The following is a 16046-nucleotide window of genomic DNA, read 5'->3' on the forward strand; positions in this document are numbered from 1 at the left end:
GGTATGGCGACCTTCACAACGGCCCGGAGGCGGGCCTGCGTGGCGGGTCCGGCGGGGTGAGGCCCGGAGCATCCCAGCGGATGGCCACACTCTCCCTGATGAGGCGTCGTGTCAAGCAGATTCCCTCCTGTCGGGCCGGGCGGCGCTTCCTCGGGGTGGTTTGCGCAGGGCGCCCAGAGCCCGATCGATTCGGGCGCGGATTTCGTGCACGGGGCAGGTGACCTCGTCGTAGTTCACGGTGCCGTCGCGCAGCAACTGCGCGGTGAGATGACTGACGAGCGTGAGTTGCGATCGCCGCATGAGGTCTGTGCCCTGCAACCACGGCGGTTCGAGAAACGTCGGTAGCACGTAGATCAGATCGTCTGCGTGCATGGTGCGCGCGACCGCTCCCACGGGGTCGAACTCGCGTTCGGCGGCCAGAACGACGAGGTCACGGGTGACGAGCACGCGATGCCCCTCGATTTCGAGGCAGTCCCGAAGTGCCTGTTCCACGAGCAGCGTTCGCCGTCGAGCTGCCGGTGTCTGACCCGCGCCCTGCAGCGCAAAGAAGGACCTGAGAATTTCGTCTATGTGAATCCGCGATTTTTTCATGGGCACACGGTGTCACGAGCCACCGACATCGCGAGTTTGCCTGTCGTGCTTATACCCCATAGGGTATAAGCACTGCCACCGACACGATGGGAACCCACGGATGCCGAGCGCCACGACAGTCACGGAGACACGGCTTCGCCTCGCGCGGGAACTGCGTCGTTGGCCCGCGCGCCGCTGGTGGGTCGCCTTGGGCACTGCGCTGTTCACTGTGGTCTTCATCGCCGTTCCCACCGACCTCATCAACACGCCGTTCTTTGCCCGTGAGGTGGCGCCGACACCGTGGTCATGGCCGGTGCTCCTCGTGAGCGCGATCCTGGCCGGGCTCGTGACGGCGACCTACCTCGCCCACCCCGACGGCGCCGCCCCCAGCCGCGCCGTCGGCCGGCTCGGCATGGCGGGCTGGGTGGTCACATTCTTCGCCGTAGGCTGCCCGGTGTGCAACAAGCTCGTGTTGCTGGCACTCGGCACGACAGGCGCTATGCAGTTCTTTGAGCCGGTGCAGCCGTACCTCGCTGCAGCATCGATTGGCCTCCTCGGCTGGGCGCTGTATGCCCGGCTCAGTAGGGAGAATTCCTGTCGCGTTGCCCCTGTGTCCCCACCCGTCCCCGTCCTGGAAGATAGCCGCTCATGAAGAGAATGCTCGCCGTTCTCGTTCTCGCTCTGTCGGCCGCAGTGGGGCTCGCGGCATGCTCGGCATCAGATGTCGCACCGGAGAGAGTCACGATCACGGCGGAGACCGTGGTGATCGACGTACGCACGTCCGCGGAGTACGCGGAAAGTCACCTTGAGGGTGCGATCAACATCGACGCGCAGTCCGATGCCTTCGACAGCCTCGTGTCAGCGCTGCCGGCCGACGGGGATTACGTCGTCTATTGCTCCACGGGAAATCGATCCGGCGCCGCCGTCTCCCGCATGACGGAACTAGGGTTCACCACGCTGGCCGACGCGGGCGGCTTTGAGGAGGCATCCGCTTCAACCGGCCTGGCTATCGTCGGCGCCCCGTAAAGCGGCGCCGCGCGACGAAAGCCTGCGCGACGACTTGGTAGCCTGAATCCGGGCGCGCTCGGCGCGACCGGCCGTTCCGCACCGACCAAGGGTTGTCACATGCACCGCATCCGAGCAGTGAGTGCTTTTGTCGGGCGCTGGTTCGCCCTGATCGTGCTCGCGGCCGGCGGACTGGCCCTCGCCGTTCCCGGAGCCTTTTCCGGGATGACCGTCGCGATCCCCTGCCTGCTCTCCGTGATCATGCTCGGGATGGGGATGACCCTGCGGCCGGTGGATTTCGCCATCGTCGCCAAGCGTCCCTGGCCGTTGCTGCTCGGAGTGGCCGCGCAGTACGTGGTGATGCCCCTGCTGGGGCTCGGCATTGCGGTGGCGCTCGACCTGTCGCCTCTGCTGACCGCCGGTATGATCCTGGTCGGCGCCTCGCCCGGCGGCACCGCCTCGAACGTGATGGTGTACCTGTCGAAGGGCGACACCGCGCTGTCCGTTGCGATGACCACGGTGTCCACCCTGCTCGCGCCCATTCTCACGCCGCTGCTCGTGCTGCTTCTGGCCCGGGAAATTCTGCCCGTCGATCCCGGGGCCCTCTTCATTTCCATCCTGCAGATCGTGCTCGTTCCGGTGCTCGCCGGGCTGCTCCTGCGGCTGTTCCTGCCGCGGCTGGTGGAGAAGCTCCTCGATGTGCTGCCGCTCGTTTCGGTTGCGGGTATAACGGTTGTCGTCATGGCGGTGGTTGCCGCAAGCTCGTCCACGCTGCTGTCGATCGGCATCCTCGTGGTGGTTGCGGTCGTGCTGCACAACTCCCTCGGGCTCACCCTCGGCTACCTGATCGGCAGAGTCTTCGGCCTGCCGATCGCGAGCCGTCGAGCCATCAGCATCGAGGTGGGCATGCAGAATTCCGGCCTCGCGGCGGCGCTCGCCGTGGCCCACTTCAACCCCGTTGCCGCCCTGCCGGCGGCGATCTTCTCGGTGTGGCACAACGTGTCTGGCTCCCTTCTGGCAAGCTACTGGTCCCGCCGGGCCCTGCCGGCAGACGCGACGCCCGCGCCGGAACTGAGCCGCACGTCGGCCTGATGCCGGTGGGCCCGCGCTTAGTGGGCCAGAGAGGCGAGTTCGGCGCGGGTTGACGCGCCCACCTTTCGCAGCAGGTTGGCCACGTGGAACTTCACGGTATTTTCACTGATTAACAGTTCGGCGGCGATCGCCTTGTTGCGTGCGCCCGAGGCCACGAGCGCGAGCACCTCGCGCTCCCGGGGGCTGAGACCCCAGGCCGCTTCGGTGACAACGGATGCCGCGGGCGGGTCGAGCGGCAAGGACACCGCCATCTCGGATCCCCATCCGGGCGTCGCCTGCACCTGAAGGTCCCCGTTCAGGGCGACGACCCGGGCCGACAGTTGGCGCACACTCGGCACCTCTGGGGTGAGGTCGCCGGGCCCGTCGTCGCGGATGCGGATCAAAAGGTTGCTTCCGTCGCAGTCCCACTGCACCCGCACCTTCGCCACCCCGCTCTGCTCCACGAGCGCGAGCACGGCACCGCGCACGATCGCGCGCGCCTCGTGGGCCACCTCGCCAGGCAGGGCGCGTCCGTTCACCGGCGGCTCGATGAACTGCACGTCAAGGTCGCCGAAACGCACAAGCGGCCGCAGGTCGTCGCGGAGGCGTTCGAAGGCTCGCGCCACCGGCTCCTCGGTGAGCGAGCGGTCGAGGTCGCTCACCGCGCGCAGCGCCACCATGGCTGCCGCCGCGACGTCCGTGGCCACGTGGCGCGCCGCCTGGTCGCTCGTGGAGCCTGACCTCAGCACGGCGAGGAGCGATTCGAGCGTCGTGGCGTGGGCGTCAGTGAGGTCGGCGATGATCTTCGTTCGCTCCGCCGCGGCGACGCGCGAGTCCTGGGAAGGGATAGGGGAAGACATGCCCCCACCCTACCCGATTCAGGGATTGACTATTCGAATGGGTAGTGTGACTAGCCGTTCGGCGGGCGGCATTCCCGCCCGAAAGAGCAGAGGATGGAAGACATGAACGCAACGACAACTACCCCGGTACGGGTCTCCGCCACGGATGCCCTGGGCACTATCGGCGCCGAAAACGTGCACGTGGTCGACCAGCTGCGCGACACATCCGCTGGCACACTCGACGCCGCGGCCGAACGCCTGCAGCGGGCCGAGCGTGTGTTTGTGCTCGGCGCCGGGCGCTCCGGCCTGGCTCTGAAGATGACGGCGATGCGACTGATGCATCTCGGCCTCGACGTGCACGTGGTGGGCGAGGTGACCGCCCCCGCAATCACGCGCGGCGATGTGCTGCTCGTGGCGAGCGGCTCGGGAACGACGGGCGCCATTGTGCGGGCCGCCGAAATGGCGGCCACGGTGGGCGTGGGCATCGTGGCGCTCACCACGGACGGCGGCTCGCCGTTGGCCCGCCTCGCCGAGGTTACCGTGGTTATTCCGGCTGCGGCCAAGCAGGACCACGGCGGGCCGCTGTCGGAGCAGTATTCCGGCGGCTTGTTCGAGCAGAGCGTTCTCCTCGTCGGCGACGCACTCTTCCACACGCTGTGGAAAGCCTCCGGCGCCACGGCCGAGGAGCTGTGGCCCCGCCACGCCAACCTCGAGTAGCCCCCCAGTTTCACCTTTTCACAACCACTCACACGATAGAAAGAAGATCCCCATGAAGCTTCAGGTAGCAATGGACGTACTCACCACCGAGGCAGCACTCAAGCTCGCCGCTGCGGTTGCCCCGCACGTGGATATCATCGAACTCGGCACCCCGCTGATCAAGGCAGAGGGCCTGCGTGCCGTCACCGCGATCAAGGCGGCCCACCCCGACAAGATCGTCTTCGCCGACCTCAAGACCATGGACGCCGGCGAGCTCGAAGCCGACATCGCGTTCACGGCCGGCGCCGACCTCGTCACGGTGCTCGGTACGGCCGGGGACAGCACTATCATCGGTGCTGTTGCGGCCGCCACCAAACACGGCAAGGGCATCGTCGTGGACCTCATCGGCGTCGCCGACAAGGTGACCCGTGCCCGCGAGGTGACCGCCCTTGGCGCCCAGTTCGTGGAGATGCACGCCGGTCTCGACGAGCAGGCCGAACCTGGATTCTCGCTCGCCACCCTGCTGAACCAGGGCGAAACCGCGAAGGTTCCGTTCTCGCTCGCCGGCGGAGTGAATGTTTCGACCATCGCCTCGGTGCAGCGCGCCGGCGCATCCGTTGCCGTGGCCGGTGGCGCCATCTATGGTGCGACCGACCCCGCGGCCGCTGCCGCAGAGCTGCGCGCCGCGATCATCTAGGTCTCCTCAAGAGAACACTCTGGCGCTCCCGACACTGTGGGGGGCGCCAGAGCTGTGTCCGGAAGGTCGTGCCGCCGAGGCCGCGCGCCGGAAAGCTGCTCATGCCGCTGTAATCGCGGTCGCACGAGCAGCTTTCGGGCGCAGGTGTCGACGCGCTCAAGGCGTGTCGTTTCGCGGCCCGCGAGGGAGGGTTAGCCGAGCAGCAGCTTGGCGAGCTGATCGGTGGAGAACACTGTGGCGGTGGCGTCCGCCGCTTCGGCGGGGGAACCGTAGCCCCACTCGACGACGATCGCCGGCAGGCGGTTGGCCGTGGCACCGACCACGTCGTGGCTGCGGTCGCCCACGAGAACGGGGGCACTGACATCCGCTCCGGTCTGGGTGAGGCGGTGCAGCGCCTCGGCCACGATGGCGGTCTTCGTGATGCGTGTGCCGTCGGCGGAGGCGCCGACCATGACCGTGAAGTACCGGGCCAGGCCGAAGTGCGTCAGGATGTCGATCGCGGTGAGCTCGGGCTTGCTCGTGGCCAGGGCCAGCGGGATACCTGCCTCATGGATGCGCTCGAGGAGTCCGGCGACGCCCGGGTAGACGGCCGTGTCGAGGGCTGCAGCGCCGTGGTACTCGGAGCGGTAGACCGTGACGGCCTCTGCTGCCTCGTCTGGTGTCATTCCGGCGTAGTCCTGGAAGGCGGTGAGCAGGGGAGGTCCGACGTACGCGAGCAAATCGTGGTGCGAGGGAACGGGGCGGCCAAGCAGGGCGAAAGTGCGGGCCAAAGAGCTGGTAATGGCCGGGGCGGAATCGGTTATCGTTCCGTCGAGGTCAAAGAGAATGGCGCTCCAGGTGCGCGTCAAAGTGGGATTCACTCACCTACTCTAGGCGCGTCCGCTGCAAAAGCCCCCATACACCCAGAGTCCACCCCCATTCCGCCCGGTTGTCGCACCGCACGGGTTAGCCTTCTTACTCCCTCCGTTATAAGGACTTCACATGACGCTCTCCAGCCAACGCCTGATTTACGGATGCATGGGGCTCGGCGGCGACTGGACCCCCGAGCCGTATGGGTCGGCCGATATCGATCAGGCTGCGGAGGCGGTTGAGGCCGCGCTCTCCATCGGGGTGACGGTCTTCGATCACGCGGATATCTACCGGCACGGCAAAGCGGAGCAGGTGTTCGGCGAGGTGCTGAGGCGTTCGCCGGGGCTGCGCGAGCGCATTGAGATTCAGACGAAGTGCGGCATCCGCTTGGAGAAGGACCGAGCGCCCTACGACCTCGACCGCGCGTCGATCGTGGAGCGAGTCGACGCGAGCCTCGCGCGGCTCGGAGTCGACTACGTAGACACCCTGTTGTTGCATCGGCCTGACCCGCTGCTGGAGCCCGCCGAGGTGGCGCTCGCTCTGGGTGAGCTGCATGCGGCCGGCAAGATTCGCGGGTTTGGGGTGTCGAACATGTCCGCGGCGCAGATGGCTTTTCTGCAGCGCGAGGTGGAGTTGCCGATCACGGTGAACCAACTTGAGATGAGCCTGTTGCGGCGCGATTGGGTAGATAGCACGGTCCTCGTGAACCACGCGGAGCAGAACGGGTTTCCGCACGGAACTCTCGAGTACTGCGCGAGCAACGGGGTTCGACTTCAGGCCTGGGGAGCGCTGGCCCGGGGCACATACTCTGGCGCGGCGACGCGCACGGTCGCCGAGGGGGAGGCATCCGCTCTGGTGGCAACTCTGGCAGCCGAGAAGAACACCACGCGCGAAGCGATTGTGCTCGGCTGGCTGATGCGGCACCCAGCACGCATCGACCCGGTGCTCGGTTCGAGCGACCCCGGCCGCATTCGCGCGTGCGCCGACGCCGAGGCGCAGGCCTCCGCGATGACGCGCAACGAGTGGTTCGCGTTGTACCTCGCGGCCCGCGGTGGCCCGCTGCCCTAAAACAGCTTGGAGTGAGTATCGTCAAGGCCGCGCATGGCGTCGTAGTCAAGCAGCAGGCAGCGGATGCCGCGGTCTTCGGCCAGTCTGCGCGCCTGAGGCTTGATTTCCTGTGCGGCGAAAACACCGGTCACGGGTGCGATGTGCGGGTCGCGGTTCATGAGCTCGAGGTACCGCGTGAGCTGCTCGACGCCGTCGATGTCGCCGCGTCGCTTCAACTCCACGGCGACCGAGCGGCCGTTGGAATCTTGGGCGAGAATGTCGACCGGGCCGATCGCGGTCATGTACTCGCGGCGCACGAGGGTGTGGCCGTCGCCGAGCAGGTGGATGTGCTCGGCGAGCAGCTTCTGCAGGTGGGCTTCGACGCCCTCCTTGATGAGGCCGGGGTCGATGCCGAGCTCGTGCGCGGAGTCGTGCTCGACCTCGTAGAGGCTCACGATCAGCTGGTCGGCGGTTTTCGCGTGGGTCACCGTCCAGAGGGCGGTGATGCCGGCGGCAGCCTGATCCTCGTCAGGCTCTGCGAGTGCCAATGTGCAGGGTGGGCTCATCCAATTGAGCGGCTTGTACGAGCCGCCGTCGGAGTGCACGAGCAGGCTCCCGTCCGCCTTGATCATCAGGAGACGGGTGGCCAGCGGCAGGTGCGCGCTGAGCCTTCCGGCGTAGTCAACGGAGCATTTCGCAATCACAAGGCGCACCACCCGAGTTTATCCCCGTGACGCTAGGGTTTCTTGTCGTTTGTGAGGGTCACCACGTCGCCGATGTTGATCATCGAGTGGCAATCGAAGCCACCGCTGTTGCGCTCATTGTCGAGTTGCCACCAGGCCCGGCCGAAACGATCGCACACGATGCCGCCCACGTCACCTTCCACCACGGTGTACCTCATGACGCCCTCCTCGTCAGTTTCCGCCGTCCCCATCGCTCCCTCCAGCGCGCCGGAATCGACGATGGGCAGTGGCTCGCTCGGCGTCGGTTCGCTGGTGGTGATGGGTGCGCTCGGTGTCGGAGTGGGCGGGGCTTCAACCGCGCAGGCCGTCACCAGCAGCCCCGTGGCCACCCCAACGATCATGATTCGAATGGTACGAGACAGCAGTGCGCGCATGTTCAACCCCCGTGGTGTGGCTGGGCGGGAAGTCGTGGAGGCCCCCGCTTCCTGCTCAGCTCTCAGCTCTCAGCTCTCAGCTCTCAGCTCTCTTGACTCCAGACTGGCGCATGTCACCCCATGACGCCAGTCGTCACGTGCAGCAGGATCCGATGCCGACCGCCCACGCGCCGATCTGTTCCTCAGCGAGGGGCCGGCCCCTGATCGTCGTGTCGGGCGCCATTCTCACCGGGGTGCGGGCCTCTCGCCGTTGGCGACGGCCTCGATCCAGTCGGTGGCCTCGTCGGAGAACGTGAACCCCGCGGCAGTCGCCTCGCCGATCCACCATGTATCAGCCGAAATCACCCCGCCCGCCGCAGTGATCTCGGCGGTTACGTGCGGAGGCACGCCTTCTCCGTTGTTCGCGATGAGCCAATCCCGCGTCTCTTTGGTCACTCGCGGCCACCACTGCTCAATGTCCATGCGCACAGTCTGCCACCGCGTCCCCGCGAAATCGACGGAGATTTCATGTGATCCGGGGCTGTACAGGCGCTATGCCCGCGCTAGGTCGCTAAATCTCCGTCGAATTTGCGGGAGAGGGGCGCTCGTCAGCGACGAACGGATGCCGGCGGCCGCGCCGCCGGGGCCGCCAGCCCCGCCAGTACCATCAGGATCAAAATCACATACAGCGCATTCAGCATGCCCCAGGCCTCGCCGAGCAGGCCCAGAACGGGCGGACCCACGAGGAAGGCGAAGTAGCCGATCATGGCGACGGCGCTCACCCGCGCCGCGGCGTTCTTCGCGTCATCGGCCGCGGCCGACATTCCTACCGGGAAGCCAAGTGAGGCGCCGAGGCCCCACAGGACGGTGCCCACGTAGATCATCCACGTCACCGGCGCGAGGATGAACATCAGCAGGCCCACTATCCCCACCACGGCGCAGGCGCGCAATACGGCCACCCGGCCGAAGCGGTCCAGAACCGGTCCGCCGAGCACACGCCCCACGGTCATCGCCGCCACGAACACGCCGAACACGATCGCCCCGGAGGCGTTGGAGAACCCGTGGCCGTCGACCGCGGCGAGGGCGAGCCAATCGTTCGCCGACCCCTCCGCGAAAGTCATGCCGAGCACGATCACGCCAATCAGCAGCAGCTTGCGGTCGCGGAACACGCTCAGGCTCTCACCGAGCCGCGCTCGCCAGGTGGCCTTGCGCTCTGCGGGCTCATCGTCGCCCAGCTCGTGCCGCAACGGCATGAAGCGCACGGCCGTGATCACCGTTCCGAGCACGAGGACTGCAATCAACACGAGGTGCCAGAAGACGGAGACATCGAGAACGGATGCCGCGGCGCCGCCGAGCGCCCCCGCCACCGTGCCGAGGCTGAAGCACGCGTGCATCAGCGGCATGAGCGTGCGGCCGATTTCCCGTTCGGCGGCCGCGCCCTCCACGTTCATCATTACGTCGAGGGACCCCATGCCGAAACCGAATACAGCGAGGGCGCAGAACACGAACGGGGACGACGGGAACAGGCTGACGCCTATTCCCATGCCGATGAGCCCCACGGCCGACAGCGACATCGCCAGGCTCATGGCGCGGCGGGCGCCGAACCGGGCGAGCAGCCAGGCGGCGAGAACGAGGCCGATCACCGAGCCCGCGGATAGCCCGAAGATCAGCAGTCCCACCTGTGCCTTGTCCAGGCCGAGACTGTCCCGCACAGCGGGGATGCGGCTCATCCACGACGCGAGCCCGAAGCCGCTCACGAAGAACACCGCAAACACGGCATTGCGCCACAAGAGGAGGGAGTGCCGGGTGGGGGCTGTGACGGGAAGCGACAAGTGAATTCCTGGTGGGGGCGTGGGCGGGTTCGACCCGGTCGGATCGCTGCTTAAAGGGTACTGGTTCGTGTCGTGCGCCGACGAGCCCGGACGCCCGCCGATTGGCGCCCATCAGCGAGTTAGATTAGCCTTACCTTAGTAACGTTTTTCGTCGTCCAGGAGACCACATGCGCCTTTCGCTTCCGCTCGCCGTTTTCACCGCGGGCATCACAGCCCTCGCCCTCGTGGGCTGTTCCACGACGGCCTCGACGCCCGAAGCGACCAGCTCAGAGGCCGACGGCACGATCACGCTGTACTCCGGCCGCGACGAGGTGCTCGTGCAGCCGCTCATCGACATGTTCGAGGAGCAGAGTGGCATCACCGTCGACGTGCGTTACGGCAACACGGCCGAGCTGGGCGCCACTCTGCTCGAAGAGGGCGACCGCAGCCCCGCGCAGGTCTTCCTCGCTCAGGACGCCGGTGCCCTCGGCGCCCTGAGCGACGCCGGCCTGTTCGCCACCCTGCCGACCGAGACAACGGATGCCGTTCCCGCCGGCTTCACCTCCACCGACGACACCTGGGTGGGAGTCACCGGCCGAGCCCGCGTTATCGCCTACGACTCGCAGAAGATGAGCGCGGCCGACGTGCCGACATCCGTTGACGCCTTCACAGAGCCCGAGTGGTCTGGTCGCGTCGCGATCGCGCCCACCAACGCGAGTTTCCAGGCCTTCGTCACCGCCTACCGCGTGCTCAACGGCGAAGAGGCGGCCGACCAGTGGGTCGCCGACCTCGCGGCCAACAACCCGGTGATCTTCGACAACAACCGCGCCATCCTCGCGGCGGTCAACGACGGCGTCGTCGACACCGGACTCCTCAACCACTACTACTGGTACGCTCAGGCCGCCGAAACAGGCACGGAGAACATGCGTGCGCAGCTCTCCTACCCGGAGGCCGGCGATGCCGGGTCGATCGTGAACGTCACCGGCGCTGGAGTGCTCACGGGCGCCGCAACGGATGCCGACGCGCTCGCCCTGGTCGACTTCCTCGTGTCCGCCGAGGCGCAGCAGTACTTCGTGGACGAGACGTTCGAGTACCCGCTCGTCGCCGGCATCGACGCCCCGGCCGGCCTGCCCGCGCTCGACTCGCTCGTGAACCCCGACCTCGACCTGGCCGACCTTGAGTCCCTCGCCGACACTCAGGCGCTGCTCGCCAAGCACGGTCTCATCTAACCCTGGTGCAAACGGGTGCGCGGGCTCGCTCCAACGGCCCCGCCCTACCCGCTTGCTCCCCGCGCGCTACCTCCGTGGCGGGGCGCGCCCGCTGGGGCGGCAGCGCGGCGCGACTGCGGCGCGGAGCTCACGGGTCGGGCCCGCGGTCCGCAGTGACTGCTACCGGTGCCGCGGGGCGCGCCCGCTGGGGCGGTAGCGCGGCGCGACTGCGGCGCGAGGTTCGCGTGACGGGCGGCGCACCGTGAGCGTACTCGTTCCGGAGCTTGAGCCCTTCGTGACGACAGCGCGCCCGCGCGGAACTCACCGTTTCGGGGCGCCGGGCTGGCTGCTCGTGCTCGCTGCCTTGTGCGCCTCCGCCGCGGCGATCCCGCTCGTGTACCTCGTGGTGCGCACGAGCGAGGCCGGCCTCGCCGAGCTTCTCGACACCCTGCTGCGCCCCCGGGTGCTGCAGCTCACCCTCAACTCCGTACTGCTCGCGGCCTCGGTGACAGTGTCGTGCCTCATTCTGGGAACCGCGAGCGCCTGGGTGCTCACCAGGGTTCGCCTGCCCGCCGGCCGTGCGCTCCTGATCGTCGCGGCGCTGCCCCTCGCCGTGCCGAGCTACCTCGCAGCCTACGGCTGGCTCGTCTGGTTGCCCGCTCTCAACGGATTCTGGGCGGCCTGGTTCGTGATGACAGCGGTCTGCACCCCCTACGTGACGCTCCCCGTCGCGGCGGCGCTGCGCGGGGCATCCGGTGATTTGGAGGCGGTTGCACGCACCCTCGGCCGCGGACCGCTCGGCGCGTTCCGAGCGGCCACCTGGCCGCAGATCCGCCCAGCGGCCATCTCGGGCGCCCTGCTCGTCTGCCTCTACTCGCTGTCGGACTTCGGACTTGTCTCGATGCTGCGTTTCCAGACGCTGACCTGGGGCATCAACGCGGCCTACGGGGCGAGCTTCGACCGCAATCAGGCCGCGCTGCTCGCCCTCGTGCTCGTCGTGCTCGCTCTCATCGTGGTGGCCGGGGAACGCAAGAGCCGCGGCCAGGTGGAACGCGCCGGCGGCCGCAGCACCCTGCCGGTGCACAGGGCCGGCCGCTGGCTCGCCCCGCTTCTCGCCCTCATCCTGCTCGCGCCCGTCGCGGGCATCGTCGTGCCTCTCGTCGGCTTGGTCAGCCGCCTGCTCGACGCGGCAACACTGCGCGCCGTCGATGTGCCCCGACTGCTCGAGGCCGTCGGGGCCACCCTGGGGCTGGCCCTCGCCGCCGCTCTCGTGGCCGCGGTCCTCGCGCTTCCGATCGCTGCCCTCGCGGCCCGGTACCGCGGACGACTCGTCGCGACGATCGAGGCGGTGGGGTTTCTCGGCCACGGGCTGCCGGGCATCGTCGTGGGACTCTCCCTCGTGTTCTTCGCGCTCGCCGCAGTTCCCGCGCTCTATCAAACCTCCGTCGTGCTCGTGTTCGCCTACGTCGTGCTGTTCATGCCGCGGGCGATCGGCAGCATGCGCAGCGGCATCGCCGCCGTGCCGGGCAGCCTCACCGACGTGTCGCGTATGCTCGGACATTCGCCCCTCGTCACCTGGTGGCGAGTCACCGCGCGCCTCGCCCTGCCAGGCATCGGCGTGGGCGCCCTGCTCGTTGCCATCTCGGTCATGAAAGAATTGCCGGCAACACTGTTGCTGCGTCCCACCGGAATTTCCACGCTGTCCACGGAGCTGTGGAGCCGCACGTCGGTGTTCGAATTCGGCGGGGCCGCGCCCTATGCGGCGGCGTTGGTCGTGCTCGCGGCCGTTCCCACGGTGCTCTTGTCGGGCATCCGTGGAGTTGCAAAGGAGAAATCGTGACATGGGTCACCGTTGAGGGACTGCGCGTCTCGTACGGCGAGACCGGCGTGCTCGAAAACGTCAACCTCGGCATACCGCGCGGCAGCCTCGTGGCCGTGCTCGGCCCGAGCGGATGCGGCAAGACTACCCTGCTGCGGGCCGTCGCCGGTCTGCTACCCGCGTCCGCCGGCACCATCACGGTGGGGGACCGCGTCGTCTCCGCGCCGGGCGTGCAACTCGCCCCCGAGAAGCGCGGCATGGGCTGGGTGCCGCAGGACGCTTCGCTGTTTCCGCACCTCACCGTGGGCGAGAACATCGGCTTCGGGCTGCCACACGGTACCAGGGCGGAGCGGGTGGCGCGCAGCGCGCGCATTACTGAGCTCGCCGAGCTCGTGGGGCTGCCCGGGTTCGTGGACCGGGCGCCCTCTCAGCTCTCCGGCGGGCAGGCGCAGCGCGTCTCGCTCGCCAGGGCCCTGGCCCCGCGTCCCGACCTGATGCTGCTCGACGAGCCGTTCGCGGCCCTTGATCCCCTGCTGCGCTCCGCGTTGCGCAGCGAGGTCGCCGCGCTGCTTCACGACCAGAAGAGCACGAGTCTGCTCGTGACGCATGACCAGGAGGAGGCGCTTTCCCTCGCTGACTACGTGGCCGTGATGCGCGGCGGCCGCCTGTTGCAGTGGGGCACGCCGGCCGAGGTGTACGAGCACCCCGTGAGCCTCTGGGCCGCCGCGTTCGTGGGTGACACTGTGGAGCTCGACGGGTGCTGGAGCGACGGCCGCGTGGACTGCGCGCTCGGCCCGGTCGAGGCCGTTTCCGTGGACGGCGTGCCGGGGGTGGACGGCACTCCGGCAGACGGAACCGCCGTGCGGCTCATGCTCCGACCGGAATGGATCCACCTGTCGCCGGCCATCACCCGCGTCGTGTCGCCGGCAGCCCTCCCGGCAAGCTCGCGTGCCGTGGCGCCGCACCGCCTGGGTCTCGGGGTGGAACCGTCCGGTACCGAGCGCATCACCGCCACAGTGGTGTCCATCGCCTACGGCGGCCACGACGCGCTCGTGAGCCTCGAACTTCTCGGCGGAGCGGTCATTCGGGCGCGTGTCGCGGCCCCTGACCTGCCCAAGCGCGGCGACCGGGTGCGCGTCAGCATCCGTCGCCCCGCCCTCGCCTACCCCGTCGAGTAGCCCGGTCTGAGGATCGGCATGCGCGGTCTCGATCGCTCCTTCGTCGCGCCTCGACCAGCGAAACCGCTGGTCGAGGCGGGAGGGGCGGAGACGTGCGTAACCGCTGGTCGAGGTGCGGGGCACGAGCGATCGAGACCCCGTGAGACATTCCTCAGAGCCGGGCCGAACGGGTACCTTCGCGGTGCTGCCCGCGCAGACCATATTCCTCAGCGCGCGCCCACGACCATCCATGCGGCACTTCGGGCCCGCAGTGAGAGCGTGACGGCGCGGGCACCCAGATAGCCGAGGGCGAAAGCGGCCATCAACCAGGCGAGGCCGGAGTTGCCCGCCGGAGCCAACCACAGCACGGCCAGGGCCAGTGGCACGAAGGCGGCGAGGTTCACGAGTCCGGTCAGCGCGAGGTAGCGGGCGTCGCCGGCGCCGATGAGTACGCCATCGAGCACGAACACCACGCCGCCGAGCGGCACGGAGAGACCGAGCACCACGAGGGTCGCCGGGAGCAGGTCCGTGACCGCGGCCGAGTTGGTGAACAGGTGCCCGAGCAGGCCGCTCGTTCCGATCACGAGCAGGCCGAGGGCGATGCCGCCGAGCACGCCCCACTCGAGGCAGCGCCGCAGCACCGCACGCACCCCGACCACGTCGCTTGCCCCGAGCCCCCGACCCACGAGCGCCTGGGCCGCGATGGCGAGGGCATCGAGCGCGAAGGCGAGGGTCGCGAACAGGGTCATCGCGATCTGGAACGCAGCGAGCTCCGGAGACCCCAACCGGGCGGCCACGAACACGGCGAGCAGCATGGCCGCACGCAGGCTGAGCGTGCGCAGGAACAGCCAGCCGCCGCTTCGCGCGCCGAGTAGCATGCCGGCCCGGTGCGGACGCAGCGGAGCGTTCTGCCGGCGGGCATGCCGCGCGACCACCACGAGATAGACAGCGACCATGCCCCACTGCGCCACGACAGTGCCCACCGCAGAGCCTGCGATGCCCCAGCCGAGCAGGTAGATGAAGACGTAGTTCAGTGCGATGTTCACGCCGAAACCGATCCCGGCCACGAAGAGCGGCGTGCGAGTGTCTTGCAGCCCGCGCAGCAGCCCGGTGGCCGCGAACACCAGGAGCATGGCGGGGAGGCCGAACATGGAGATGCCGAGGTAGGTGGCGGCATCCGCTGTCACGGCCGGCTCGGCGCCGAACGCAGCCACGAGCGTGGGCGTGGCGAACCAGCCCGCCACGGCGAGCACGACTCCGAGGCCGAGGGCCAGCCAGAGGCCGTCGATGCCCACGCTCACGGCACGGCGCGGGTCCCCGGCACCGAGCCAGCGGGCCACCGCGGGCGTGGTGCTGTATGCCAGAAAAACCATGAGTCCGATGATGGTCTGCAGCACGGCGCTCGCGAGCCCGAGGCCGGCGAGGGGTGTGGTGCCGAGGTGGCCGACCATCGCCGAGTCCGATAGCAGAAAGAGCGGCTCGGCAATGAGCGCCCCGAGGGCGGGCACGGCGAGGCGCAGAATGTCGCGGTCGATGGCTTGGCGCTGAAAGATTGTGATGACTTCGACTCTAGATCGTTCATCTCGCACTCGTGCTGGTTAGGCTGGCACGACCGACGAAGGGACCCACGATGCTCGCGACCGACCTGCTCACAGACGCCTACACCCGAGTGAGCCAGACTGTGCACACAGTGCTGAGAAACGCGACGGTCTTCACGCTCACGTACCGGGCGGACCCGGAGACCAACACGATCGCCTGGCTGGTGTGGCACCTCACCCGGGTACAGGACGACCACGTGTCTCACCTCGCCGGGGTGGAACAGCTGTGGACCTCCGACGGCTGGTCCGAACGATTCGACCTGCCCTTCGACAGCTTGGCCACAGGTTACGCCCAGACGGCAGAAGACGTTGCTGCGGTGCGGGCCGATGCCAGCCTCCTCCAAGACTATTTCGACGCCGTGCACGAGCGCACCATGGCCTACATTCAGGGACTCAACGAAGCCGACTTTGCTCGCGTCGTTGATCGCTCGTGGTCACCGCCGGTGACCGTGGCCGTGCGACTCGTGAGCGTGCTCGACGACGATACCCAGCACGCCGGCCAGGCCGCCTTCGTGCGGGGCCTCGCCGTGCGCGCCGGTCGCTGACCCCGCCCGATGGGCGCTGAGGCTGCGGGGGCCTGCGC

18 protein-coding genes are annotated in these 16046 nt (G+C 68.3%); 10 read left to right on the forward strand and 8 right to left on the reverse strand.

From position 1 onward, the window contains the following. Positions 1 to 111 precede the first annotated feature (111 nt). Positions 112 to 591 (reverse strand): hypothetical protein, encoded by a 480-nt coding sequence (locus BJ997_RS18820; protein ID WP_035835855.1) that lies wholly within the window; start codon positions 589 to 591, stop codon positions 112 to 114. Between the two features lie 100 nt (positions 592 to 691). Between BJ997_RS18820 and BJ997_RS18825 the strand changes: the two genes are divergently transcribed. The 3 genes from BJ997_RS18825 (at position 692) to BJ997_RS18835 (ending at position 2667) form a co-directional block, all read left to right on the forward strand. Then, entirely contained in the window at positions 692 to 1222 is a 531-nt protein-coding gene (locus BJ997_RS18825; protein WP_035835854.1) for a hypothetical protein, read from the forward strand. Further along, positions 1219 to 1596 (forward strand): rhodanese-like domain-containing protein, encoded by a 378-nt coding sequence (locus BJ997_RS18830; RefSeq protein ID WP_035835853.1) that lies wholly within the window; start codon positions 1219 to 1221, stop codon positions 1594 to 1596. The genes BJ997_RS18825 and BJ997_RS18830 overlap by 4 nt, the downstream gene beginning before the upstream one ends. A gap of 99 nt (positions 1597 to 1695) precedes the next feature. Then, entirely contained in the window at positions 1696 to 2667 is a 972-nt protein-coding gene (locus BJ997_RS18835) for a bile acid:sodium symporter family protein (protein ID WP_035835852.1), read from the forward strand. 17 nt (positions 2668 to 2684) lie between these two features. Here the strand turns inward: BJ997_RS18835 and BJ997_RS18840 are convergent, their stop codons facing one another. Beyond that, positions 2685 to 3506, reverse strand: coding sequence for a LuxR C-terminal-related transcriptional regulator (locus tag BJ997_RS18840; RefSeq protein WP_035835850.1), 822 nt, complete (start codon positions 3504 to 3506; stop codon positions 2685 to 2687). A gap of 102 nt (positions 3507 to 3608) precedes the next feature. Between BJ997_RS18840 and hxlB the strand changes: the two genes are divergently transcribed. Continuing rightward, on the forward strand, positions 3609 to 4202 hold the full coding sequence (gene hxlB, locus BJ997_RS18845; RefSeq protein ID WP_052542067.1) for a 6-phospho-3-hexuloisomerase: 594 nt from the start codon (positions 3609 to 3611) through the stop codon (positions 4200 to 4202). A gap of 52 nt (positions 4203 to 4254) precedes the next feature. Beyond that, positions 4255 to 4878: a 3-hexulose-6-phosphate synthase gene (gene hxlA / locus BJ997_RS18850; RefSeq protein WP_035835848.1), complete on the forward strand. Its 624-nt coding sequence runs from the start codon at positions 4255 to 4257 to the stop codon at positions 4876 to 4878. A 191-nt stretch (positions 4879 to 5069) separates the two neighbouring features. Here the strand turns inward: hxlA and BJ997_RS18855 are convergent, their stop codons facing one another. Continuing rightward, a complete protein-coding gene (locus BJ997_RS18855; protein ID WP_035835846.1) occupies positions 5070 to 5738 on the reverse strand; it encodes an HAD hydrolase-like protein in 669 nt (222 codons plus the stop codon). A 121-nt stretch (positions 5739 to 5859) separates the two neighbouring features. Between BJ997_RS18855 and BJ997_RS18860 the strand changes: the two genes are divergently transcribed. Continuing rightward, positions 5860 to 6795: an aldo/keto reductase gene (locus BJ997_RS18860; RefSeq protein WP_035835844.1), complete on the forward strand. Its 936-nt coding sequence runs from the start codon at positions 5860 to 5862 to the stop codon at positions 6793 to 6795. On the opposite strand, the gene nucS is transcribed toward BJ997_RS18860, so the two are convergent. The 4 genes from nucS to BJ997_RS18880 all read right to left on the reverse strand — a co-directional run bounded on the left by nucS (position 6792) and on the right by BJ997_RS18880 (position 9702). Beyond that, positions 6792 to 7487 carry an endonuclease NucS gene (gene nucS / locus BJ997_RS18865; RefSeq protein ID WP_035835867.1) on the reverse strand — a complete coding sequence of 232 codons (696 nt, stop codon included), beginning with the start codon at positions 7485 to 7487 and terminating at the stop codon, positions 6792 to 6794. The two genes, BJ997_RS18860 and nucS, sit on opposite strands and share 4 nt — an antisense overlap. A 23-nt stretch (positions 7488 to 7510) precedes the next feature. Beyond that, positions 7511 to 7858, reverse strand: coding sequence for a hypothetical protein (locus tag BJ997_RS18870; protein ID WP_152602109.1), 348 nt, complete (start codon positions 7856 to 7858; stop codon positions 7511 to 7513). A 258-nt stretch (positions 7859 to 8116) separates the two neighbouring features. Beyond that, positions 8117 to 8353: a hypothetical protein gene (locus BJ997_RS18875; protein ID WP_035835841.1), complete on the reverse strand. Its 237-nt coding sequence runs from the start codon at positions 8351 to 8353 to the stop codon at positions 8117 to 8119. 125 nt (positions 8354 to 8478) lie between these two features. Next, on the reverse strand, positions 8479 to 9702 hold the full coding sequence (locus BJ997_RS18880) for an MFS transporter (protein WP_035835840.1): 1224 nt from the start codon (positions 9700 to 9702) through the stop codon (positions 8479 to 8481). Positions 9703 to 9869: 167 nt separating this feature from the next. Between BJ997_RS18880 and BJ997_RS18885 the strand changes: the two genes are divergently transcribed. The 3 genes from BJ997_RS18885 to BJ997_RS18895 all read left to right on the forward strand — a co-directional run bounded on the left by BJ997_RS18885 (position 9870) and on the right by BJ997_RS18895 (position 13886). Continuing rightward, entirely contained in the window at positions 9870 to 10910 is a 1041-nt protein-coding gene (locus BJ997_RS18885; RefSeq protein WP_035835838.1) for an iron ABC transporter substrate-binding protein, read from the forward strand. 241 nt (positions 10911 to 11151) lie between these two features. Further along, complete coding sequence (locus BJ997_RS18890; RefSeq protein WP_201771697.1) at positions 11152 to 12729, forward strand: ABC transporter permease; 1578 nt, start codon at positions 11152 to 11154, stop codon at positions 12727 to 12729. Then, entirely contained in the window at positions 12726 to 13886 is a 1161-nt protein-coding gene (locus tag BJ997_RS18895) for an ABC transporter ATP-binding protein (RefSeq protein WP_035835837.1), read from the forward strand. Before BJ997_RS18890 ends, BJ997_RS18895 begins: the two co-directional genes overlap by 4 nt. A 206-nt stretch (positions 13887 to 14092) precedes the next feature. Here the strand turns inward: BJ997_RS18895 and BJ997_RS18900 are convergent, their stop codons facing one another. Then, a complete protein-coding gene (locus BJ997_RS18900) occupies positions 14093 to 15454 on the reverse strand; it encodes an MATE family efflux transporter (protein ID WP_236628863.1) in 1362 nt (453 codons plus the stop codon). A gap of 41 nt (positions 15455 to 15495) precedes the next feature. Between BJ997_RS18900 and BJ997_RS18905 the strand changes: the two genes are divergently transcribed. After that, positions 15496 to 16008 carry a mycothiol transferase gene (locus BJ997_RS18905; protein WP_035835836.1) on the forward strand — a complete coding sequence of 171 codons (513 nt, stop codon included), beginning with the start codon at positions 15496 to 15498 and terminating at the stop codon, positions 16006 to 16008. Positions 16009 to 16046 lie beyond the last annotated feature (38 nt).

It is taken from the genome of Cryobacterium roopkundense (assembly GCF_014200405.1).
GTDB lineage: Bacteria > Actinomycetota > Actinomycetes > Actinomycetales > Microbacteriaceae > Cryobacterium > Cryobacterium roopkundense.